Raw genomic sequence first — 21,754 nt, 5'->3', positions numbered from 1 at the left:
CGGGTGCCGCGGCGATCGGTGCCTGCTCGGCCTGGGCTGGTGCGGGCGCTGGAGCGGCAGGAGCCTGGCGTGTGGGCGCCAACTGGTCCGCGCAACTGGCCAGGATGGCGGCCATCGCGTTGTGTTCGGCCTGGGTGACCCACAGGCCGTACGTCGCTTTCACCGAAATCTGCCGGGCAACGTATTCGCACCGGAACCCCTTGTTCGGCGGCAGCCACGTGGCGGCGTCGCCGTCGCCCTTCTTCTGGTTGGTGGGCCCGTCCGTGGCCTGCAGGTTCAGCGGATCGTTGGCGAACGCCGTCCGCTGTTCCGTGGTCAGCTGCTGGGCACCCTTCTGCCAGGCGTCGCTGAGCGCAACAACGTGGTCGACCTGAACCTTGCTGCTGGTCCCGCTCCCCCGCAGGAAGCTGATGGATGTTCCCGTGTACGGGTCGGCCAGCATCCCGGACTGCACCTTGCAGGGCACACTGTTCGTGAACGTGATACCCGTCAGGTCGCGCCCCAGGATGTCATTCCGGGTGTCGCATCCGTTCCGGTCCACGTCCGCCCACGCCTGGCCGAACAAGGCGCGGTCATATCCAGTCTTGGGCGCACGGCCCTTGATGGGCAGGGTGGCCAGCAGGTCGGCCGCCTTGGTGGCGAAGGCAGGCTGCAGCCTTGGAGCTTCCACCGTGGCACCCTGCGCCACCAGGGCAGTGGTCTCTGGATCCAGCGGCGCGCCCGTGTCCCGGGCTGGTGGAGCGGATGACGGCGGAGGCGCGGCTGATGGGGCCGTGCTGGCTGTGGAGGGGGCGGCCGTAGCTGTGCTCTGCGCGGAGGCGGGCTCCAGGTCTCCGGAGAATGCCTTGGGCAGCGAAGCGGCGCCGGCTACGAAGAGTGCCAGGGAGATCCCGAGTGCGATGGCGCCGGATTTCCGCCGTGGCCGCGGCCGCGGTCCGGGCGTCGAAGCCGACGGGGCAGGCCCCAGCCCGGTCCCATGGTTCGTCATTGATTGTTCCCCCAACAAATAAAGGCCCGGCAGCACGCCGGGCCTTTTGCTTAGCCACAAGTGGTTATGGTGAGGAGCCTATTTCCCGGGAAACCCGGAAATGCGGAAACTGCGGGAAGCCTGAGGCAACGTTGATTCTGCCTTGATCCCGCCTTGATCTTTGGTGTAACACTGCGGATAAAAAGCCCTTCGCACCACGGTGCGGCGGACGACGGCGGCGCGTGCCGCCGTCGTAATCTTCCCTTCGGGAACCGCCCGCTGAACTACGCGCGCTGGGCGATGTTCAGGATGTTTCCCTCGCTGTCCAGGAACCAGGCGCCCTTTCCGAATGAATCGGTGGACACGCCGTTCTCCGTCTTCAGGCCGGGGAAATCGTAGTCCTCGAAAGTGACGCCGCGGCCGCGCAGTTCCTCCATTTCGCGTTCAAGGTTGTCCGTCTCCCAGCCCATCTGGGTGTTCTTGGCACTGCCGGCGTTGTCGGTCTGGTAGATGAGAAAGCTGGTGCCGTTGCCGCAGCGGTACATCAGGCTGTCCTCGATGGTTTCGGAGGGTTCCAGCCCCAGCTTGTCACGGTAGAAATCCTTGGCCCTGTTGATGTCCTTCGCGGGAAGAACAGCCATGATTGCTGAATCTTTGAGCATGGTGATTCCTTTATGCGTTGTGCGCGCTGATGGCGGTTGCTCTCCCCCGGCTGCGCTCCCCCGGGACAGTCCGGTACGGGGCACATGGCCGCCCGTCGCGCCACTTCCGGGGCGGCCACCTGGAACTCTGCGTGCCCCGCCAGCCATCAATGGCGCGAGGGTCCCCGAAGCCTACGTGGCCATTATGGAACCGAATTGCGCCCACGGAAATAGGTAATTTTTACTGTCCCTGCGGCGGTTTCAGGCCCCTGGCGTACGCGGCCTGTCCCACGTGCTGGAGGCAGTCCGCGAGGGTGCTGACAAGCCGCACGCCGAGGGTGACAGGCGGGTCCCAGCGGGTGTCCACGACGCGGTCAAGGTCGCCATCACCGAGTGTCTCCAGGAAGTCCACGGTCTGCCGGTGGACGGCGTTGTAGTAGTCCAGGAGCAGTCCCGGCTCAGCGCGCACGGCGTCCACCTGCTCACTGGAATGGCCGTACCCGGTGTCTTTCCGGTACAACGGCAGGCCGAAGCGGCCCACAAAATCCTGCGCGGTCCACACCTGCTCGCGGCCGGCGACGTCCGCCACCTGCGCGTCCTCCACGCGGCCCAGGTGCCAGGCCAGCCAGGCGATTGAGTTGCCGGTGCCTTCTGGCCGCAGGGCCAGCGTCCCGGCGTCGAGCCCTTCAAGGGTGGCCTGCACGGTTTCGCGGATCCGGCCAAAGGCGTCCAGCAGCAGTTCGTTGGTTTTCACGGTTCCGTCCTTCGTGCAGCGGTCATTTCTTCCGGATCTCCGCCCGCCGCAGCCGGACCATCTCCTCCACCACGTCCTCGGGGACGGGATGGTCCGGGGCGAAGCGGACTGTGCCCTTGGACAGTGAGAAGCCCTCCAGCCTGGGTGCGACGGCGTCCACCACCTCGGGCGAGAAAGGGAAGATGGAGAGGTGCTTGGCGGCCGCCACCACGCCGATCAGCGGTTTGCCGTCCAGCTTCAGGGCAGGCATCCCGTAGCTTCGGCCTTCCTCGGCGTCCGGGACGATACGCCGCGCGGCCGCGATAACGCGCTGCAGGCAGACACGTTCAGGTTCGGGCAGAGCGGCAAGGGAATCGTCAACGTCACCCATGCGGTCAGTCTAGACCCGGGCGTACGACGGCGGGACGGCCGGTTCCAGCGCGGCGGCACCTCGCTGCGCGGCAAGGTAGCACCGGGCTTTCCCGCTACGCTTTCGCGGCCTTGATCGCCTTACGCACCGCCGCCCCGACGGCCGAAATGACTGGCACCATGCAAACCAGTGCCACCACGGTGTTGGGCCGGAAGGACACCTGCCCGCCGACGTTCCGGTACACACCAAGCGGCAGCACCATTCCGCCTCCACCGCCGCCGGAGGCACCGTCCGGCCCGGCTTCGCCGCCTCCGCCAAAGCCGAAGGACACCAGCGCCACTGGAATGACCTCTTCCCCTCCGAGCTGGACCGGGGAACCGTACGCCCTGGAGACGCCAATGTTCTTGAATGCTTCAATAAGGGACGGGAATGTATCAGCCATGGCCCCCACCCTATGGGCGTTGGGCCGCCGGCAACAGACCTGCCGGCGCGGCTGGTCAGCCTTTGCGCGGAGGAGCCGTGGAGCCGCGCACCACCAGCTCGGTTCCCAGCTCGATCCGCTGGGGCAGTTCCTCGTCCCCGTCCAGGTGGCGGAGCAGCGCGCGCATGGCCGTCTCGGCCATCTGCACAACGGGCTGCCGGACGGTTGTCAGCCCGGGCTCAACCCACTCGGCCGCGGGGATGTCGTCAAACCCCACGATGGACAGGTCGTCGGGAATGCTCAGCCCGGCCGCGCGCGCCGCCCGGTAGGCACCCAGCGCCTGGTCATCGTTGCCCGTGAAGATCGCGGTGGGCCGGTCCTCCAGCTGCAGCAGTTTGCGGGTGGCGGCCTCGCCGGACTCGATGGAGAAGTCGCCGGGAACCATGAGGGCAGGATCCACCTGAATCCCCGCCCGGCGCAGCGCAGAGCTGTAGCCGTCTTCGCGCGCGCTGCTGCACTGCAGGTCCTCGCGGCCGCCAATCATGCCGATCCGCTTGTGCCCCAGCTGCAGGAGGTGCTGCGTGGCCGAGTACCCGCCGTCCCAGTTGGCTGCGCCCACCGTCATCAGGTCCGGGCCGGGCTGCCCCACCGGATCAATCAGCACCACGGGGATGCCCAGCGACTTGATCCGCTGGATCTGCTTGGCGTCCAGCTGGTAAACCGCCATCAGCAGACCGTCCGACTTCCGCTCGGCAACGTTCGCCAACCACGGGCGGATGCGCGAGCCGTCCAGGCTGAGGCTGCTCACCACCGTGCCGTAGCCGGCAAGCTGCGCCACGCGCTCAACGCCCTCGATGATTTCCAGGGCCCATTCCGAGCCCATCCCCGGAAACACCAGGTCCACCAGCCCGGCCTTCTTCCGCTGCTTGGCCGGGCGGCGCGCATAGTCGCGCCGGGCAATGATCTCCTCCACCCGCGCCCGGGTCTCCGCCGCCACATGGGCGTGCCCGTTCAACACCTTGGAAACAGTGGGAACGGAGACCCCGGCTTCGCGGGCAATCTCACTGATCGTGGCGCGCCCCGTGTCCTGCTTGCTCACCAAGCCGTCCTTTCGGCCGGGACAGGCCCGGCTTAGCTATCGGAAAGTTCCCACGTCTGGATGCGGCCGCACATGCCGTAAACCCTGCGATTCTTCCGTTGCCCCATGGTAGTCCGCGCCTTGCCCAGGTAGAAACTTTCCGCCGCGTCCAGAGAGGCCAGCTGCTGCCGGGTGTTCTCCGCCTGCCCCGCTGCGCCTCCAGCCAGGAGTTCGGCCCAGGCTGCGGTCCTGGGAGCCACCAGGCGGGCAGCCGCGGCATGGAACTCCGCGAGGGCCGCAGGCCCGGATTCAATCACGGCGGCTTTCAGCGCCAAGTACCCATCCAGCGCCAAATCACGACGACGGCGGGCCGCCTCTTCCCCTTCGGCCAGTCCGGCGTCGGCATCCTTAATTTCCAGCGCGGCGGCCCTTCCGTACGATTCGGCGTCCATCAGGTGCTGAGGCGGGAACGTCATCACGGCGTCCCCGTTTTCCGGCAGCCCGGCGTTCTGCATCACCACCAGGACCTTGAGATCGCCCGAGTCATTGACGGCGCGGTGCACCGTTCCGGGGGTGAACCACAGCACCACCCCGGGCTCCAGCGGCGTGGAGGTGAAGCCGTCCGAGTTCAGGGTCTCCAGCCGGCCTGTGCCTTCCAGCACCACATACGCTTCCGTGGAGGCGGTGTGCATGTGCGGTGAACCGCCGGCGCAGCCGTCCGCGCCGGGCCAGTCATAGATGGTGACCTCGGAAAGACCGGTGGCACCGGGGAACGTGGATCCCACGGTTATGCCCAGCTTTCCAGTGCCTGCTGCGCCGCTCCGGCCAAGGCTGCGGCGCGCGTCCCGTCCACCGCGCCGTCGGCGACCACCACGGCGTAGCGGTAGGTCAGGGGTGAGCCTTCCTCCAGCGGCACCTCCCGGCTGAAGAACGGAGCCGAGCCCAGGCATGCGAACATCGATGACCTGGCGAACCACTGGGTGGGAGCACCGGGGTTGGCGCCGTCCTCCGTGAAGAGGATGGTGGAGGACCGGCACGTGTCGTCATGCTTCCCGGTGAAGGCGATCCACGGTGAGCGTGTTCCCATGAACTCGTCCCCGCCCGTTCCCTCCGGGCTGCGGAACTCGCCGCCGGTGAAGGACCGCGGGCCGCGCCAGAACAGCCCGCCGTAGCCTGCGTTGTCCCGGCCCTCGGTGGTGGGGCTTCCGATGGTGATGACCTCGCCGGAAATGTTGCTTATTTCGGACTCGAACAGGATGGCGTAGGCGCCCTCCGTGCCGTCGCCGTCCAGGAGCTGGATGCTGAAACGGCGGTTCTCCGCGATGACAGGTTCCCCGTCCTGGGACGTCCAGGCAAGGGATTCCGACGCCGTGATCCCAGCTTCGGTTTCCGTGACCGCCGCGAATGCCTGGTGGGTCATGGCGCCGTTGTTGTCCAGGTTCGCGTACTCGGTGGCGCGGGTGTACGTGGCGCCGCCCCAGAAGTTGTGCTTTCCCACGTTGGGCAGGGCCCAGGACAGTCCCTTATGCCAGACGTGGTCCCATGGACGCGAAATGGTGACCTCGTCGCCTTCCAGGGTGGTCAACGGGTGGAAGAACGGCCGCGGGCTTTCGTACTGGTCGTCGGTGGGCTTGTAGGTATAGGTGGCGATGGTCCGGCCGTTGGCGGTGAAGCTGAGGGCGGCGCCGTCGTCCAGGACGCTCAGCTGGCGGGTTGTGGTGGCTGCGGGCATGGTCATTGAAAAGTCTCCTTGAAAGTTGCGGGTTGTCAGGCGAGGGCGGCCCGGAGGGCGGTGGCGTCCAGCACTTCGGCGCCCAGCCCCTCGCCGTCCATGCCGGCGTAGAAGGGGTGGCCGGGGACGATATCGCCGCGCCGGACCGGGGTGCCGGTGAAGGCGGAGGCGTAGATAGCGGCGGCAAGTTCAAGCGTCTGGCGTGCGGAGTCCGCGCCGGCCGGGAGGGGACGCCCGGCGTCGAGCGCGGCATACATGGCCAGGAACTGCGCCGAGTGCCCGCTCCCCCGTTCCAGCGGCTGCCCTGTCCACGCGTTGTTGACCTGTTCTTCGTGGCCGGGGGCGGCCGTGATGGTCCAGTTGTCGGTGCTGTAGCCGTAGAGGTGGCTCAGTTCCACGGTGGCGAACTCGCAGTCGATCCTGATCTCCGAGGTTTCCCGGGGTGACAGCAGCGAGTTGACGATGGTGGCCACCGCGCCGTTCTCGAACCGGACCAGCGCCGCGGACAGGTCCTCGGTGGACGTGGCACGGTCCTGCCGGGTGGCAATGGCGGTGACTTCCTCCCACGGGCCCAGCAGGTGCAGGAGGAGATCGAACTGGTGGATGCCGTGGCCCATGGTGGGTCCGCCGCCCTCCGCGTTCCAGGTGCCGCGCCAGGGCAGGTCCCAGTAACTGTCCGGCCGGTACCAGAGCGTGTCACAGCGGGCCACCAGGGGACGGCCGAATTCCGCGGCTCCGATCAGTTCTTTGGCAGCCGCCGACGCATCGCCGAAGCGGTGCTGGAAGACGCAGGAGAACTGGGCACCGCCCTTTGCCTGCGCCTTCTCCAGCCGGTCAAAGTCAGCGAGGCTAAGCGCCGGCGGCTTCTCGGACAGGACGTGGACGCCCGCCTCCAGGCACTCGATGGCCTGGTCGATATGGAACATGGGCGGGGTGCAGAGATGCACAATGTCCGGTTTGGCCCCGGCCAGCAGATCGGCCAGGTTGAGGTACCTGCCCTCAATGCCGTGCTGGCGGGCGAAGGCGTCCAGCCTGCCCTGGTCAACATCGCATGCAGCAACGAGCTCCGCCCTCCCTCCTGTCCGGGCAAGGTTGTCCGCGTGCACCGCCGCTATCCCGCCGGTTCCCACGATGGCCACTCTGTACGTCCGCATGATTTCTCCGTTGTTGCAGTAGATGTTGTTGCAGTCAAGGATTCGAAACTTTCTAAGGAAAATACAGAAGTTTCGAACACAGGCTTGAGCTTCTTCCCGCTTCTGCAATCAACCGTATGGAGCTTCTTGATCCCCCGTCAAGGATTTAGGACCTAGAAACTTGTAATAAGTTTCTGATAGTTTCAGAGAAACACTCACTATCCCTAGGAGAAGCCCGTGACGAGCGGTGCCGCCGAGAAGCAAGCACTAAGCCAGCACAGCGTTCCGGCCGGCGGCAGCGACGCCGTCGAACGCCTGGTCCGTGAGATGACGCTGGAAGAGAAGCTGGCGCAGCTGGCCGGCGTCTGGGTCAATGCCTCAACGGACGGCGACTCCGTGGCTCCCCTGCAGAACGAGATGGCCGGCGATGGCCGTTCCTGGGAGGAAGTGATCTCCCACGGCCTGGGACAGATCACCCGCATGTACGGCACCGTCCCCGTGGAGCCGCTGGAGGGTGCCCGCCGGCTGGCGGCCGCGCAGGAACAGATCATGGCAGCCTCCCGCTTCAGCATCCCCGCGCAGGTCCATGAGGAATGCCTCGCGGGCCTGGCCGCATGGAAGGCCACAGCGTTCCCGGTGCCCCTGGCCTGGGGCGCCACCTTCAACCCCACCATTGTCCGGCGGATGGCCGGCCTGATCGGGGACCAGATGCGGCAGCTCGGCGTCCACCAGGGCCTTGCCCCTGTGCTGGACGTGGTGCGCGACCTGCGCTGGGGCCGGGTGGAAGAGACCATCGGCGAGGACCCGTACCTGGTGGGCATCCTGGCCAGCTCCTACGTGGAGGGCCTGGAGGGGGCAGGGATCGTGGCTACCCTCAAGCACTTCGTTGGCTACTCCGCGTCCCGCGCCGGCCGCAACCACGCCCCGGTGTCCATGGGCCCGCGGGAGCTGGCCGATGTGATGCTGCCGCCGTTCGAACTGGCCATCAAGCACGGCGGAGCCCGTTCCGTGATGCACGCCTACACGGATACCGACGGCCTCCCGGCGGCCGCCAACCGTGCGCTCCTCACCAACCTGCTCCGCGACGAGTGGGGTTTTGCCGGGACGGTGGTGGCCGACTACTTCGGTGTCGCCTTCCTCAACGTCACCCACGGCGTTGCTGCCGATTCCGGCGAAGCCGCCGCCCTTGCCCTGACCGCCGGGGTGGACGTGGAACTGCCCACGGTGAACTGCTACGGCAAGCCGCTGCACCAACGGGTCCGCGAGGGTTCGGTTGCCGAGGCGCTGGTGGACACCGCGCTGCGGCGGGTGCTGACCCAGAAGCAGGAGGCCGGACTACTGTCCCCGGACTTCAACCCAGCGCCCCCGGCACTTTCCGCCGGAACCGTCAACCTTGACCCTGCGGTGAACCGCGCCCTGGCACGGGAGATCGCAGCGCAGTCGCTGGTGCTGCTGAGCAACAGGACGCACGACGGCGGCCCAGCGCTGCCTCTGCCCGGCACCTTGGGCGGTGCACTTGGCGTGGTGGGGCCGCTGGCGCAGGACCCCTTCGCGATGCTGGGCTGCTACTCCTTCGACGCCCACGTGGGTGCCTCGCATCCTGACGTGCCAATGGGTATCCGCATCCCCACCGTCATCGACGCTGCCGCCTCCCGTTTCGGATCCGTCCGCAGCGCCGCCACCGGCACCTGCGAGAACATCACGGAGGAACAGATCGAGGAGGCGTGCACCATCGCTGCCGGGGTGGACACCTGCGTGATCGCCGTGGGCGACAACGCCGGCCTCTTCGGCCGCGGCACATCCGGGGAAGGAAACGACGCCGCCGACCTCCGGCTCCCGGGTGACCAGCACCGCATGCTTGACCGGGTGCTGGCGGCCGCCGAAGCCGCGGGGACGCGCACCGTCGTGGTGGTCCTCAGCGGCCGGCCCTACGCGCTCGGGGACTTCGTGGACCGCGCCGGCGCCATCATCCAGGGCTTCTTCCCCGGCGAGGAGGGCGGCGAGGCGCTCTGGGACGTGCTGACCGGCGTCGTCAATCCTTCCGGCAAACTGCCGGTGTCCGTTCCGCGCACCCCCGGCGGGCAGCCCGGCACCTACCTCCGCAGCCGGCTGGCCGGCCCGTCCGGCGTCAGCGCCCTGGACCCGTCGCCGCTGTTCGGCTTCGGCCACGGGCTCTCCTATACAAGCTTCGCGTTCTCGGACCACGTGGCCGGCGCCCCTGCAATGTCGACGGCGGAAGCGGTCACCGTGAGCTGCACGGTCACCAACACCGGGGCCGTCGACGGGGCCGAGGTAGTGCAGCTCTACCTGGAGGATCCGGTAGGCGAGGTGGTCCGGCCGGTGCGGGAGCTGATCGGATTTGCCCGGGTGGAACTCGCGGCAGGGTCCTCGGCAGCGGTCGAGTTCACCGTGCATGCGGACCGCATGTCCTTCACGGGTGTGGACCTGAAGCGCGTGGTCACGCCCGGCCTGGTGAAACTGCACGTGGCCACCTCAAGCACGCAGGATGTGCACACCCATGAAGTGATCCTTCACGGCGGGCGCCGCGTGGTGGGTTTCGACCGCGAAATGCTGACGCCGGTGAGGATCACCCGGCAGGGCTGAGCCTTGGCGTCGGGCACTCAGCGCCTGGTCTCGTACCTGGTCAGGACCACACTGCCGGGAAACTTCCGGGTCTCCACTAAATTCAGGTTCACCCAGTTGTCCACGGCTGTAAAAAACGGCGTGCCGCCGCCCACCAGGACCGGATGCGTGACCAGCGCGTACTCGTCGATCAGCCCAGCGCGCATGGCCGCCGCGGCGAGTGTGGCACCGGCGATGTCCATGGAGCCGCCGTCGTCGGCTTTGAGGCGGGTGATCTCGGTGACGGCGTCGCCCGTGAACAGGCGGGTGTTCCAGTCAACCGTCCTGGTCGCCGAGGAGAACACGACCTTCGGCATGTCCCGCCAGCGGCGGGCGTATTCGATCTGCGCCGATGTGGCGCCAGGCTGCTGGTCGGCGGTGGGCCAGTGGGAGCTCATCGCCTCCCACAGTTTGCGGCCGTATAGGGCCAGGCCTGTCGCCCCCACCCGGTCGGACCACCACTGGAACAGCTCGTCGCTCGGGACGCTCCAGCCGAGGTCATCGCCGGGCGCGGCGATGTAGCCGTCCAGGCTCAGGTTCATGCCGAAGGCCAGTTTGCGCATGGCGTCAGTCTCCCGTGGGTCGGTACCCGCTGTACAGGCCAGCACGGCGCGGCGATGTGCCGAAGATTGTCCTTGGCTGCTGCCCAGGGGTGGTCAGCTGTAGAGAGCGCTGACCGTGCGGGTTGATCCGTCCATTGTGATTTCTCCGCCGTAGGGCAGTATCCACTGGGGCCGGGTATGGCCGAAAGGGACCCCGACACAGATGACGGCCTCCGGGTTATACCGGGTGACCTCGGCAATCACCGCGTCGCGCTGGGCGGCCCGCAGGCGGGAGCGTTCCTCGAGTGCCGGCCGGTGCTCGAAGTTGCTGGTTGGTGCCCTGGCGACGAGAACCCCGCTGACCGCGCTGAGGATGCCTCGCTCCCCGAGTGAGCGGACCCACCGCTTCACCCAGTCGGCAGGTGGGATCAGCTCACTGGTTTCCAGCAGCAGGATGGATCCGTGCAGCGCATCAACCGGCGGCAGCCGATCCGCCAGCGCGAGCTCGTCGATGACCTCTAGGCATCCTCCCCAGGTCGGCCCCGATACTTGCCGCTCCGGCCCGGCCCACGCCCACGGCTCGGTGGGCTCCCGTTCTCCGAATTCGACAAGGGCTTTGGGGTCACGCCAATCCCTGCCGAAGTCCTCGGATACACCCGGATCGGTAATCGTGAGCTCACCGCCGTCCATAAGGGCAGCTTTCAGGGAGGTGAGGTGGATTTCATCAATGCCGGGGCCGGGACCGAGATGAACTTGTGTGGAACCACCGTAGAAACTAGCTATGCCGTGTGACCAGAGCCAGTTCAGCAGGTTTGTGTTGTCGCTGTATCCAAGAAAAATCTTGGGATCGGCACGGGCAAGACCGGAGTCTAAATGAGGGATGACAGTGATCTGGTCATCACCGCCAATGGTGGCGAGGATTGCCCGGATGCTTGGATCAGCAAATGCCGAGTTGAGATCAGCGGCACGGTCTTCAGCGGTTGCGCCGAGTCGGCGGGTCGTCGGGAATTCCACTGGCACGAGGCCGGTCGCGTCGGCGAGCCGATTCATGGCCTGCTCGTGAACTGCTGGCGCGAAGCCGGGAGCGGCGAATGACGGCGACAGAATCGCCACGCGGTCACCCTTACGGAGTTTTGGTGCCGGTCCGGTGGATCCCCTTTTGTCCATCCCGCCATTCAAACACAAGGGAAAAGCCACAGCTCCGGAACTATGAAAGTCTGAGGCTATGGGGGAATTGCAACGCTTTCATGCAAGCTACGTGGGGCAAACGGGTGTACCTGTTGGGGTCTTCGTTGCGGTGGATCACCTTCGCCGGACCGGAAGACTCAGCGAAAAAGAGGTAGTTCTATATGCCCTCACCGATCAATGGTTTCAGCAGAACCTTCCCAATCCCCCGTTTTACGATGACGGAAACTCCAAAGGTGCCGTCACCTGGTTACGCGCAGCACCCAAGGACATGACGGACCGCCTACAGCCGCTCCTGTCCATTCTGACGTCGAAGGGAGTCACATGGGAGCGCTCAGTGTCGGCTGATCCCGGGCGAGTCAGGTGGGCGTCATCCCATCGTCTCGGCTTCCCATGACACCTTTGCCGTACCCGGGCAAGATGGGGCCGAGTGACTGGTCTGAGGCTCGGCAGAAGATTCTCTCAACCCATCAGCCGTAGACGTGACCGCGCTCTGGACCGAAAGGTTGGCTCTTCACAGGGCAGACGCCCTGGTCCGTAAGAGCCAATCATTCACCAGCGCGGCAGTAAGGTCCGGCCGTTCAAGATGGGCGTTATGGCCAGCGGCGTCGAGCACCGCGTAGGTGCCCCGGACATAGTGGTTGCGCAGTTTCCACCCATCCTCGTAGCCAGTGACATGGTCCTGACGCCCGAAAAGGTGCAACGACGGCGCCTCAAAGGGAACAGGGTGTGCCACCTCGGGTTCGACAGAGAGCCCATACTCCGCCGCCACCCGTTCGAGGATTGCTTGGTTCGCTCCGCGAAGACCAGGAAGGACATACCGGGTAAATGCCTCCAACGTGGCCTCACTCTGGACGACCGTCATCTCCTCGTAGTCACCCCGCACCTGGCCAGCCAAAGCCAGGACAGCAGGGTCCTCCCGGACAACCTGCCGGCGGGGAAGGCTGCGAGCCTGATGGGTCGGCTCGTACACGCCCGCAAGAGTAGCCAAGCCAAGAACCTGATCTCGAAGCAGGTGGGCTACGTGCCGGGCAATCATGCCTCCGAAGGAGTTGCCGATCACGGCGAACGGCCGGTCTCCAAGAAACTCATGGACATCGTTCAGAGCGCTTTGCGCGACGTGGTCTGCGCTGGAGACGTTGGCGTCAGCATTCCCCTCGGCCCACGGCAGATCGATATAGATCCGCTGCCATCCGGACTCATCGATAACGTCCTCCAACGGCAGCATGATCCGATGATCAACGCCGAATCCGTGGATTACTACGAGCGGAAGGCCTTCTCCTAAGACTTGAGCAATCACTGACCAGAGCCTACAGGCCAGTTTGATCTTTCAGCGTTTGGTGAACCTGTCCTCGATGAACCGCAGCAGGGGCCGGGAGTTAAGGCACACCAGGAAGACCAGGGCCCCGGCAGCCACCAGCATCAGGTAGGTGGTGGACATCAGCAGCAGGAACGCGGCCACAAAGAGAATGCCGGCATTGCCCAGCGCCACCCTCTTCTGCGCACCGAAGCTGTACAGCGACAACCGGTAAATGTCCCGCACCGGGAAGGTGAACCTGGACAGCAGCAGCAACGCGTGCAGTGCCGCCGTTGCCACCAGGAGTCCCAGGACCAGCAGCGCCACCCGGATGGCCGGTTCAGCGCCGGGCCCGGCGCCGGGGATGAGCGGCAGCCCGGCCAGGTTCAAGGTGACCACGGCCAGCACCAGCAGGTATGGCAGCCACACCATCAGGGCCTGCACGAAGTTCATCCGGTAGCCCCGCACAAAGTCGCGGAACACCCCGGTGTCATGGCCGGCAAGCAGCCGGTTGAACGCGTACATGGCAGCCACCAGGGACGGGCCAACCGGGACGAAGGCCAGCAGCACCAGGAGCCAGTTGCCCAGCAGTGGCGTTACCACCAGTAGCACGTTGGCAAGCACCAGCAGCGCGTGGCCCATCATCACGCCGGCCACGGTGCCGGCCGCCCTGAACAGGGGGCCGGCACCGTATTCCGTTTTTTTCTGAACCACGCACTGCCTTTCGGTTGCCGGCCAGGGCGGCCGGCGCCGTCGTACTTCCTACTTGGCCTCGTAAGCCGTGAACGCCTTGTTCGCCAACTCTACGTACTTGGACATGCCCTTGCTGTCCAGTTCCTTGAGGTAGGCGTCGAACTCGCCCAGGCTCCGCTGCCCCGTGATGAACTTCAGGGTGTTCTGCTTGACGTGGTCCTTCAGCGGGGTGAGCACCAGGGTGGCCTGCTCGCGGTCCACGTCGCTGAACGGCACGGGCGGGGACACCGGCTTCGGGGTCTTGCTCTTCATGGCCTCCTGGAACGCGAGCTCCTCCTCGTTGAAGGTGGAGTGCAGCAGGTCCGTGGTGCCGCCGTAAGCAAAGTTGCCGCCGGAGAACCCGTATTCCACCCGCAGGTCCTTGGTGCCGGCCGGGTTGAGGCCCTGGAAATTGATGTCGTTGGCGAGGACGCGCTTCCCGCCTTCCTTGGTGAACGTGGTGCCTTCCACACCCCACTTCGAGAACTCCTGCCCGGCATCGCTGTAGAAGAGCCAGTCGATGTACTGCATGAGCGCCACGAAGGTGTCCTTGTCCTTCACGGACGAGTTGAGCATGATGCCGTTCTCCAGCCGCGAGCCGCCGATGACATCCCCCGCCGGGCCTCCCGGGACCGTGATCTTGCGGACGGTGAAGTTGCCCTTGCCCAGCGACTGCTCCATGGACGTGCGGTAGGTGATGATGTTCTGCGAGTTCGCGCTGATCACGAACGACTTGCCGGAGGTGAACTTCTGGATGGCGGAGTCGTCCGTCTGGGTGAAGCTTTCGGGGTCCATCAGGCCCTCGGACACCAGGGAGTTGAAGTAGGTCACCAGTTCCTTGAACCTGGAGGTTCCGGCGGCGAACTCGAACTCCTTCTTCGATTCGTCGAAGTTCAGCCCGTCCACCAGGCCCCAGCCCGCCACCGTGCCGAACGCGTTGCCGGCGATGTTCAGCACGCTGTTGCCGTTGAACCTGTCGGAGAACGGCACCACGTCCGGGTAGGCCTTCTTTAGTTTGTGCAGCACCTCGCGGAACTCGTCCCAGGTTTTTGGATCCGTGATCCCTTCCTTCTCCAGGATGTCGGTGCGGAACGCCAGGGTGTAGTCCGGCCACAGCTCCTCGTGCAGCCCGGGCAGCACATAATACTTGCCGTCCTCCTGCGTGAGCCCGGCAATCTCAGGTTCGAGCTTCCACTTCTTCACCTTGTCCTGGAAGTGCGGCATCAGGTCCACGTAGTCGCTGACCGGCAGGACCGCCCCGGAGGAGACGTAGGCGCTCTCCTGGCCCGGGTAGGTCTTGGCGATGATTTCCGGGGCGTTGCCCGAGCTGATCAGCAGACTGCGCTTCTGCTCGTAATCGCTGCTGGGGACGATGGTGGGTTCCAGCGTGACGTTGTTCGCGCTCGCCATCTGGGTGAACAGCAGCCAGTCCTTCTTGAACGGGTACGAGGGCTGGTCGCTGAAGAGGAAGGTGAAGCTCACCGGCGCCGTCGCCTTGAACGTATCCCCCACCCCAAAGCTGTCCATAGCTCCGGTGCGGGCCTTGGAGGTATCCACCTTGGCGCCTGAATCGGAGTCACAGCCTGCCGCCACCAGGCCGAAGGCGGCGAGGGCGGAGAGGCCGAGGAACTCTCGTCTGCGGATCATAAGTTTTCCTTTCATAAGGGGTTATTCCTTGACGGAACCGAGCATGACGCCGGTGAAGAAGTACTTCTGGACAAAGGGGTAGACGCACAAAATGGGGATGACGGTGAGGACGATGGTGACCGACTGGATGTTCGCCGCGATCTGGCCCAGGTTCTCGGCCGTGCCGCCGGCAGAGTCCGCGGTGGTTACACCGGCGATCATGTTGCGCAGGTAGATGGTCACCGGGAACAGGTCCGGGTTGTCCAGATAGAGGAAGGCCTGGAACCAGGAGTTCCAGTTGGCCACGGCGTAGAACAGCACCATGGTGGCCACGATCGCCTTGCTCAGGGGAAGGACCACCTTGAACAGCACACCGTACTGGGTCAGCCCGTCAATGGCGGCGGCCTCCTCCAGCTCCCGGGGCATGTTCTCGAAGAACGACTTCATGATGAGCAGGTTGAAGACGCTGATGGCATTGGGCAGCACCACGGCCCACAGGGTGTCCCGCATGCCCAGCGAGCTGATCAGCACGTAATTGGGAATGAGGCCACCGTTGAAGAACATGGTGAACACCGCGATGCCAATGAACACGCTGCGGCCTTTCAGGTCCTTCTTGGCGATGGCGTAGGCGAAGCTGGTGGTCAGGACCATGGAGATGGCCGTAGCCACCACCGTGTACAGGATCGTGTTGCTGTAGTTGTTCCAGAAGGTGGAGTCGGCCAGGATCAGCTTGTATGTTTCGGTGTTGAACCCCATGGGGAACAGGTTGACCTGGCCCGCGTTGATGAAGCCTTCGCTGGAAAAGCTCTGGGCAATGATGTTCAGGAACGGGTAGAGGGTCAGGAACACCACCACCAGCAAGAACACCAGGTTGAACATCCGGAACACCCGCATGCCGCGGGAGACCTTCATGTCCTTGAGCAGGACGCCGGTTTCTTTCATGGTTGGCCCTTTCACCACAGGCTCGTTCCGGCCAGCCGCTTGGAGATGGCGTTGGCGGAGAGGATCAGCGTGAGGCCGATGACGGATTCGAACATGCCGATGGCCGCGGCGTAGCTGAAGTTGCTGGACTCCAGGCCCACCCGGTACAGGTAGGTGGAGATGACATCGGAGGTTGCGTAGTTGAGCGGGTTGTAGATCAGGAGGATCTTTTCGAAGCCCACGGCCATGAACGTGCCGATGTTCAGGATCAGGAGGGTGATGATGGTGGGCCTGATGGCTGGCAGCGTCACGTGCCAGGTCTGCTGCCAGCGGTTGGCACCGTCAATCCGGGCGGCCTCGTACAGCGATTCGTCCACGCGGGTCAGCGCGGCGAGGTAGAGGATGGCGCCCCAGCCCATGGTCTGCCACACCTCGGAGCTGATGTACATGGGCCGGAACCAGCCGGCGTCCTGGGTGAAGTTCACCGTGGTGCCGAACAAAGTGTTAGCGATCTGGTTGACCGTGCCGGTCATGGAGAAGTTCTGCAGGATCATGCCGGCGATGATCACCACGGACATGAAGTGCGGCAGGTACGCCACGGTCTGGACGAACTTCTTGAACTTCTGCGAGCGCAGCTCGTTGAGCATCAGCGCGAAGATGATGGGCATGGGGAAGCAGAACAGCAGCGTCAGCACGCCCAGGATGATGGTGTTCTGGAACGCCTGCCAGAAGCTGGGATCGTTGATGAACAGGGTGACGTATTTCAGCCCCACCCATTTCTCGCCGAAGATGCTGCCGCCGGGCTGGAACTGCCGGAAGGCGATCACGTTGCCGGCCATGGGCAGGTAGCGGAACACGGCGAAGTACGCCAGCGGCAGCAGCACCAGGGTGTACAGCCGCCAGTCCCGTGTCAGGGCCAGCCCCCAGCTGCCGGGTTTGTTCCGGCGGTTCAGGGTGGCGCCGGGCGGGTCCGGGGTGACCGCCTCGGGAGGTACTTCCAGTCGCAGGGCCATGGTGGGGCCTCCTATCGGGCGGTTTCTGCGGGGATGGATTCTGTGGGTTCTTCAATCACCAGAACGCCGTAGCCAGCGAGCTCTACGGTTCCCTGGACGGCGTTGCCGGTGAGGAGGTCGATGCCGCCGGACTTGATCTCCACGCGGGCCGGGGCGTCGTTGTGGTTCAGGACCAGCAGGTAGCTGCGTCCGCTGCCCGTACGACGGCGGACCTGCACTCCCAGCGGAGCGTCAAGTTCCGGGCGGATTCCCGCAGCAGCGCGCTCGGCCGCCAGCAGCTCCTCCAGGAAGGCGCCGTCCACCCGGGCGGACAGATAGACGGCTGTGCCCTCGCCGAAAGTGTTGCAGGTGACAGCGGGTGAGCCGGCAAGCCGTCCCGACGCGTAGCTCGCCAGGACGTCCGCTGTTTCGGCGTGCAGGTGCTCAGTCCAGTAACTGGCAGAGGCCGTGCCGCCGTCGGCCGTTGAAAGCTTTACTTCCTCGCCCTCGCCGGCCAGCGGGTGCATCTCCTCGCTCCACGCACCCAGGACGTTCCGGAGGGCGCCCGGGTAGCCGCCCAGGCGGATGGTGTTGTCCGGGTCCACGATGCCGGAGAGGTAGCTGGCCACCAGGCGGCCGCCGCCGGCAACGTAGTCCTCGATCCGCTGCGCGGCCTCGTCTGAAAGGAGGTACGACGCCGGCAGGACCAGCAGGCCGTACTGGCTGAGGTCTGAGGCGGTGTTGACGAAGTCCACCGGAATGTTCGCCTCGAAGAAGGGCCGGTAGAGGCGGAGGACTTCCTGGGTGTAGTTCAGGTCAGAGCGGGGCGAGTTGCCCAGTTCCAGGGCCCACCAGCAGTCCCAGTCGAACACCATGGCCACCTTGGCGGCGGACCGCGTGCCGGTAATGCCGCCGAGCTCTTTCAGCTCCCGGCCCAGTTCGCACACCTCCCGGAAGACGCGGGTGTTGGGCCCTGCATGGTTGACCATGCCGGAGTGGAAGCGTTCAGTACCGCCCTTGGCCTGGCGCCACTGGAAGAAGAGGATGGAGTCCGCGCCCTGGGCGATCGCCTGGTAGGAGCCCAGCCGCATCTTACCGGGGAGTTTGGAGACATTGACGGACCACTGGCTCACCGCTGCGGTGGCCTGTTCCATGACCAGCCAAGGCTGGCCCTTCCGAACCGAGCGCATCAGGTCGAAGTTGAGGGCGGCGGCCACGTGGGCGTCTTCCTCGCGCGGGTCCGGGTAGATATCCAGGGCGGCGGCGTCCTCCTCCGCGGCCCAGGCCCAGTAGTCGTTGTTCTTGTAGAAGCGCATGAAGTTGGTGACGATGGGCAGGTCCGGGGTGTGCCGGCGCAGGATGTCCCGTTCGGCTTTGTAGTGCTCCAGCATGCTGTCCGAGGTGAAGCGGTGGTAGTCCAGGCGCCGGGAGGGGTTGGACCAGGTGCGGGGCTGGGCGGGGGCGTTGACCTGGGACCAGTCCGAGTAGACCTGGCCCCAGACATCCGTGCTCCAGGCCTGGTTGAGTTGGTCCACGCTGCTGTACTTCTGCTGCAGCCATGCACGGAAGGCACGGTCCGCATGGGGGCCGTAGGAGACGGGCCCGTATTCGTTGTTGACGTGCCACATGCAGAGGGCGGGGTGGCCGGCGTAGCGCTCCCCCATCTTCTCGGCCATGGCCAGGGACTTCTCCCGGTACGCGGGGTGGGAGACGTCGAAGTGCTGGCGGGACCCGAAGCCGAAGGTGGTGCCGTCCGCCAGGACCGGAAGGATGTCCGGGTACTGGGCAACGAGCCAGGCCGGCGGGACGGCGTCAGGGGTGGCAAGGTCCACGCCGATGCCGTTGGTGTGGAGCAGGTCCATGATCTGGTCCAGCCAGCCGAAGTCATAGACACCGTCCGCGGTTTCCAGCCGGCTCCAGGAAAAGACAGCCAGGGTGACCAGGTTGACGCCGGCCTCCTTCATGAGGCGGACATCCTCCTGCCACACCTCGCGGGGCCACTGCTCCGGGTTGTAGTCCCCGCCGTAGGCTATGCCGCCCAGCCTCTCGTGCAGGCGTTTGAGGCGGGTTTCGGGGGTGCTGGCGCGAGGCTCGCTGGTCATCATTGTCCTTTGGTAGGCAAGTGGCCGCCGGCTCCCCACCGTTGCGACCTGCATCACACGTAGAAACTATCGTAAAGTTTCAGCAATAACAACAGCCTCGCGTGAAGTGACAGCACCCTCCCGCGGGAGGAGCGGAATCCGTTCCGGGCAGACCATGCGCAGGTCAATGCCGGATTTTCTGGTCTGGTGCGCCCCCGACCGGCCGGCAGAACTCCGCGGCCCGGCCTTTCCTGTTGAACATGGAAACTATCGGAAGGCCCTGGAAGGCTGTTAGTCCAAGCACACTTCCTTGCCGGAGGCCGGGAACGGGAGCATACTTATTAGCGGGACTAATTAGCAGTGCTAAGTATTTCAGGAGGCGCAACCCCGGCGTGACCACCACCGACACCCAGAACCCCAGAACCACCGGATCGACCAGCCCGGACAGCCTGGCCATCGATCTCCGCACTGCCGTGATGCGCACCTCGCGGCGGCTCCGCGTCGAGGCCACCGGGGACGCCATCACCCCGGGGCAGTACACGGTACTGGCCCTGCTCAACGGCAACGGTCCCAGTACCCTCCGCGCACTGGCCGAGAGCGAGCATGTGCAGGCCCCGTCCATGACGCGGATCGTCAACGCGCTCGCGGACCAGGGCTTCGTGTCCAGGGCGGCAAACCCCGACGACGGCCGCCAGGTCCGCGTGGACATCACCGACGCCGGCCGGGCTGTCCTGGCCGAGGCCCGGAACCAGCGGACGGCGTGGCTGGCGCAGCGGGTGGCCGGGCTGAGCGAAGAGGACCGGCAGATCCTGAGCCGCGCGGCGCACATCATGCAGGAAATGAGCGGAAGATGAGCGCCATGTTCCGGGCCCTGGAGAACCGGAACTACCGGATCTGGGCCAGCGGCGCGCTGGTGTCCAACATCGGCACCTGGATGCAGCGGATAGCCCAGGACTGGCTGGTGCTGACCGTCCTCACCAACTACTCCGGCGCCGCCGTCGGCATCACCACGGGCCTGCAGTTCCTTCCCATGCTGCTCCTCGGACCGTACGGCGGAGTGCTGGCGGACCGCTACCGCAAACGGGTGATCCTGCTGTGGACGCAACTGGCCATGGGCCTGACCGGCCTGGCGCTGGGGCTGCTGGTGGTCACCGGTACCGCCGAACTGTGGCACGCCTACGTGGCCGCCCTGTGCCTGGGAATTGCCAGCGCCGTGGATGCCCCCTCCCGGCAGGCCTTCGTCTCCGAACTCGTGGGCCAGGACAACATCTCCAACGCGGTGGCACTGAACTCCGCGTCCTTCAACACGGCCAGGCTTACCGGCCCGGCCATCGCAGGCGTGCTGATCGCCTGGGTGGGGACGGGGCCGGTGTTCCTGCTCAACGCAGCCAGCTTTGGGGCCGTCATCATCTCGCTGTTCCGGATCCGGGCCTCGGAGCTCGCTCCCGCCGCGCCGGCCAGCAAGGGCAAGCACCAGGTGGCGGAAGGCGTCCGCTATGTGCGCAACCGGCCGGACCTGGTGCTGATCATGGTCCTGGTGGGCATCCTCGGCGCGTTCGGGATGAACTTCCCCATCATCAACGCGCTCATGGCCACCACCGAGTTCGGGGTGGGCGCCGGCGAATTCGGTCTGCTGGGCTCCATCATGGCGGTGGGCACCCTGGCCGGAGCGCTCCTTGCCGCCCGCAGGGCCAGTCCCCGGCTGAGGTTCCTGCTGGGCGGGGCGCTCGGGCTTGGCGCCTTCACCCTCCTTGGCAGCGTGTCGCCGTCGTTCTGGCTGTATGCCGCAGTCCTGATCCCGGTGGGCCTGGCCTCAATCACCTTCCTGAACAGCTGCAACACGAGCATCCAGCTCTCGGTGGAGCCCCAGTTCCGCGGACGGGTGCTGGCCCTGTACCTTGCCGTGCTCCAGGGCGGAACCGCCGTGGGCGCTCCCCTGATGGGCTGGATCGGCTCGGAGTTCGGCGCGCGCTGGGCCGTGGCGGCAGGCGGGATCATCGTGCTGCTGGCGGCCGTGGCCGCCGTGGTCGTGGTGAGCCGGCGGAGCAGCCTGAGTTTCCGGGACAACCTCCGCATGGTGTTCCGGCGGCGGCGCGAGCCTGCCCTCTAGGGCAACGCAACCAGCCAACGGACGACGGCGGCGCTGCGGACTCCGCCCTGGAGGCACCCCTGGTGGGGCTGCTTCGGCGGCCCGCACCGCCGTCGTTCGCTGTCCGCCGGCAGTAACGCCGCTGTAACGCCTGGAAGGTCTAATTCCAGTGGACGCAATGATCGCCTGACGGTCCATGCCTTCCGTGGCCGCCGGGACCCTACCCAAGGCTGGAACCCGGGCAGTACAGATAGTGATGGTGCGAGATGCACTCCTGCAGCCGCCGCCCGATCGCCCTCACCTGGGCGGTCACCCTGGCGCTGCTGCTGTCTGCGTGCCTGGCAACCGGCAGTGGTGATGAGCCGGCGGCCAGCAGCACGTCGCAATCGAGCCAGCCCACTGAGTCCGGCAGCCCTGGCGACAACCCCACCAGCGGCGGAGCGCGCAGCCAGTCCCCAAGTCCGGAACAGGGCCAGGAACGGCCCGTACCCGGAGGGCAGCAGCGGCCCGATCCGGGACCGCCCAGGTGAGGGCGATCGGGCGGCGGCTGCAGGAGTGCATCTCGCACCATCACTATCTGTACTGCCCGGGT

Annotated in this window: 20 protein-coding genes; 3 read left to right on the top strand and 17 right to left on the bottom strand. The window is 65.8% G+C overall.

The annotated features are described in order from the left end of the window. The 9 genes from ACKAE7_RS16670 to ACKAE7_RS16630 all read right to left on the bottom strand — a co-directional run. Positions 1-988, bottom strand: a 988-nt coding sequence (locus tag ACKAE7_RS16670; RefSeq protein WP_408979780.1) for an HNH endonuclease family protein, incomplete at its 3' end; no start/stop codon positions are given. 263 nt (positions 989-1,251) lie between these two features. Continuing rightward, positions 1,252-1,629 carry a VOC family protein gene (locus ACKAE7_RS16665; protein ID WP_188811287.1) on the bottom strand — a complete coding sequence of 126 codons (378 nt, stop codon included), beginning with the start codon at positions 1,627-1,629 and terminating at the stop codon, positions 1,252-1,254. A gap of 220 nt (positions 1,630-1,849) precedes the next feature. Beyond that, the gene (locus ACKAE7_RS16660) at positions 1,850-2,362 is read right to left on the bottom strand and encodes a mycothiol transferase (RefSeq protein ID WP_408979779.1); all 513 of its coding nucleotides are present in this window, start codon (positions 2,360-2,362) and stop codon (positions 1,850-1,852) included. Between the two features lie 22 nt (positions 2,363-2,384). Continuing rightward, positions 2,385-2,732 carry an iron chaperone gene (locus tag ACKAE7_RS16655; protein WP_408979778.1) on the bottom strand — a complete coding sequence of 116 codons (348 nt, stop codon included), beginning with the start codon at positions 2,730-2,732 and terminating at the stop codon, positions 2,385-2,387. Positions 2,733-2,826: 94 nt separating this feature from the next. Beyond that, positions 2,827-3,153 (bottom strand): hypothetical protein, encoded by a 327-nt coding sequence (locus tag ACKAE7_RS16650; RefSeq protein WP_408979777.1) that lies wholly within the window; start codon positions 3,151-3,153, stop codon positions 2,827-2,829. Positions 3,154-3,208: 55 nt separating this feature from the next. Then, positions 3,209-4,234, bottom strand: coding sequence for a LacI family DNA-binding transcriptional regulator (locus ACKAE7_RS16645; RefSeq protein ID WP_188811279.1), 1,026 nt, complete (start codon positions 4,232-4,234; stop codon positions 3,209-3,211). Positions 4,235-4,263: 29 nt separating this feature from the next. Further along, positions 4,264-4,995 (bottom strand): cupin domain-containing protein, encoded by a 732-nt coding sequence (locus ACKAE7_RS16640; RefSeq protein WP_188811277.1) that lies wholly within the window; start codon positions 4,993-4,995, stop codon positions 4,264-4,266. Between the two features lie 2 nt (positions 4,996-4,997). Beyond that, positions 4,998-5,948: a PmoA family protein gene (locus ACKAE7_RS16635; RefSeq protein WP_408979776.1), complete on the bottom strand. Its 951-nt coding sequence runs from the start codon at positions 5,946-5,948 to the stop codon at positions 4,998-5,000. A gap of 29 nt (positions 5,949-5,977) precedes the next feature. Next, positions 5,978-7,096 (bottom strand): Gfo/Idh/MocA family protein, encoded by a 1,119-nt coding sequence (locus ACKAE7_RS16630; RefSeq protein ID WP_408979775.1) that lies wholly within the window; start codon positions 7,094-7,096, stop codon positions 5,978-5,980. A 216-nt stretch (positions 7,097-7,312) separates the two neighbouring features. Here ACKAE7_RS16630 and ACKAE7_RS16625 point away from each other — a divergent pair, with 216 nt between their 5' ends. Next, a complete protein-coding gene (locus ACKAE7_RS16625) occupies positions 7,313-9,679 on the top strand; it encodes a glycoside hydrolase family 3 N-terminal domain-containing protein (RefSeq protein WP_408979774.1) in 2,367 nt (788 codons plus the stop codon). Positions 9,680-9,696: 17 nt separating this feature from the next. Here ACKAE7_RS16625 and ACKAE7_RS16620 read toward each other — a convergent pair whose 3' ends face one another. The 8 genes from ACKAE7_RS16620 to ACKAE7_RS16585 form a co-directional block, all read right to left on the bottom strand. Next, entirely contained in the window at positions 9,697-10,260 is a 564-nt protein-coding gene (locus ACKAE7_RS16620; RefSeq protein WP_408979773.1) for a dihydrofolate reductase family protein, read from the bottom strand. A gap of 93 nt (positions 10,261-10,353) precedes the next feature. Further along, on the bottom strand, positions 10,354-11,406 hold the full coding sequence (locus tag ACKAE7_RS16615; protein ID WP_190611217.1) for a S66 peptidase family protein: 1,053 nt from the start codon (positions 11,404-11,406) through the stop codon (positions 10,354-10,356). A gap of 532 nt (positions 11,407-11,938) precedes the next feature. Next, positions 11,939-12,652, bottom strand: a complete 714-nt coding sequence (locus ACKAE7_RS16610) for an alpha/beta fold hydrolase (protein WP_408979782.1) — start codon at positions 12,650-12,652, stop codon at positions 11,939-11,941. 102 nt (positions 12,653-12,754) lie between these two features. Continuing rightward, positions 12,755-13,435 (bottom strand): YesL family protein, encoded by a 681-nt coding sequence (locus tag ACKAE7_RS16605; protein ID WP_188811263.1) that lies wholly within the window; start codon positions 13,433-13,435, stop codon positions 12,755-12,757. Between the two features lie 48 nt (positions 13,436-13,483). After that, positions 13,484-15,115: an extracellular solute-binding protein gene (locus ACKAE7_RS16600; protein ID WP_408979772.1), complete on the bottom strand. Its 1,632-nt coding sequence runs from the start codon at positions 15,113-15,115 to the stop codon at positions 13,484-13,486. 6 nt (positions 15,116-15,121) lie between these two features. Then, positions 15,122-16,021, bottom strand: a complete 900-nt coding sequence (locus ACKAE7_RS16595) for a carbohydrate ABC transporter permease (protein ID WP_202884284.1) — start codon at positions 16,019-16,021, stop codon at positions 15,122-15,124. An 11-nt stretch (positions 16,022-16,032) separates the two neighbouring features. After that, positions 16,033-17,013, bottom strand: coding sequence for an ABC transporter permease (locus ACKAE7_RS16590; protein WP_408979771.1), 981 nt, complete (start codon positions 17,011-17,013; stop codon positions 16,033-16,035). Positions 17,014-17,024: 11 nt separating this feature from the next. Then, positions 17,025-19,094, bottom strand: a complete 2,070-nt coding sequence (locus tag ACKAE7_RS16585) for a beta-galactosidase (protein WP_408979770.1) — start codon at positions 19,092-19,094, stop codon at positions 17,025-17,027. A gap of 455 nt (positions 19,095-19,549) precedes the next feature. Here ACKAE7_RS16585 and ACKAE7_RS16580 point away from each other — a divergent pair, with 455 nt between their 5' ends. Together ACKAE7_RS16580 and ACKAE7_RS16575 are read left to right on the top strand one after the other, a co-directional pair. Beyond that, positions 19,550-19,927, top strand: coding sequence for a MarR family winged helix-turn-helix transcriptional regulator (locus ACKAE7_RS16580; protein ID WP_408979781.1), 378 nt, complete (start codon positions 19,550-19,552; stop codon positions 19,925-19,927). Further along, the gene (locus tag ACKAE7_RS16575; protein ID WP_408979769.1) at positions 19,924-21,183 is read left to right on the top strand and encodes an MFS transporter; all 1,260 of its coding nucleotides are present in this window, start codon (positions 19,924-19,926) and stop codon (positions 21,181-21,183) included. Before ACKAE7_RS16580 ends, ACKAE7_RS16575 begins: the two co-directional genes overlap by 4 nt. Positions 21,184-21,754: the final 571 nt, after the last annotated feature.

Origin of the sequence: Pseudarthrobacter sp. NKDBFgelt (genome assembly GCF_046097905.1) — a bacterium.
Classification (GTDB): domain Bacteria; phylum Actinomycetota; class Actinomycetes; order Actinomycetales; family Micrococcaceae; genus Arthrobacter; species Arthrobacter polychromogenes.
This window is presented reverse-complemented; position numbering and strand designations above follow the sequence as displayed.

Excerpts from the sequence above, each read along its gene's own strand:
- ACKAE7_RS16665 (WP_188811287.1), bottom strand. The coding sequence starts at position 1,629 with ATGCTCAAAGATTCAGCAATCATGGCTGTTCTTCCCGCGAAGGACATC.
- ACKAE7_RS16655 (WP_408979778.1), bottom strand. The coding sequence starts at position 2,732 with ATGGGTGACGTTGACGATTCCCTTGCCGCTCTGCCCGAACCTGAACGT.
- ACKAE7_RS16650 (WP_408979777.1), bottom strand. The coding sequence starts at position 3,153 with ATGGCTGATACATTCCCGTCCCTTATTGAAGCATTCAAGAACATTGGC.
- ACKAE7_RS16635 (WP_408979776.1), bottom strand. The coding sequence starts at position 5,948 with ATGACCATGCCCGCAGCCACCACAACCCGCCAGCTGAGCGTCCTGGAC.
- ACKAE7_RS16630 (WP_408979775.1), bottom strand. The coding sequence starts at position 7,096 with ATGCGGACGTACAGAGTGGCCATCGTGGGAACCGGCGGGATAGCGGCG.
- ACKAE7_RS16620 (WP_408979773.1), bottom strand. The coding sequence starts at position 10,260 with ATGCGCAAACTGGCCTTCGGCATGAACCTGAGCCTGGACGGCTACATC.
- ACKAE7_RS16615 (WP_190611217.1), bottom strand. The coding sequence starts at position 11,406 with ATGGACAAAAGGGGATCCACCGGACCGGCACCAAAACTCCGTAAGGGT.
- ACKAE7_RS16610 (WP_408979782.1), bottom strand. The coding sequence starts at position 12,652 with ATGCTGCCGTTGGAGGACGTTATCGATGAGTCCGGATGGCAGCGGATC.
- ACKAE7_RS16600 (WP_408979772.1), bottom strand. The coding sequence starts at position 15,115 with ATGAAAGGAAAACTTATGATCCGCAGACGAGAGTTCCTCGGCCTCTCC.
- ACKAE7_RS16595 (WP_202884284.1), bottom strand. The coding sequence starts at position 16,021 with ATGAAAGAAACCGGCGTCCTGCTCAAGGACATGAAGGTCTCCCGCGGC.
- ACKAE7_RS16590 (WP_408979771.1), bottom strand. The coding sequence starts at position 17,013 with ATGGCCCTGCGACTGGAAGTACCTCCCGAGGCGGTCACCCCGGACCCG.
- ACKAE7_RS16585 (WP_408979770.1), bottom strand. The coding sequence starts at position 19,094 with ATGACCAGCGAGCCTCGCGCCAGCACCCCCGAAACCCGCCTCAAACGC.
- ACKAE7_RS16580 (WP_408979781.1), top strand. The coding sequence starts at position 19,550 with ATGCGCACCTCGCGGCGGCTCCGCGTCGAGGCCACCGGGGACGCCATC.
- ACKAE7_RS16575 (WP_408979769.1), top strand. The coding sequence starts at position 19,924 with ATGAGCGCCATGTTCCGGGCCCTGGAGAACCGGAACTACCGGATCTGG.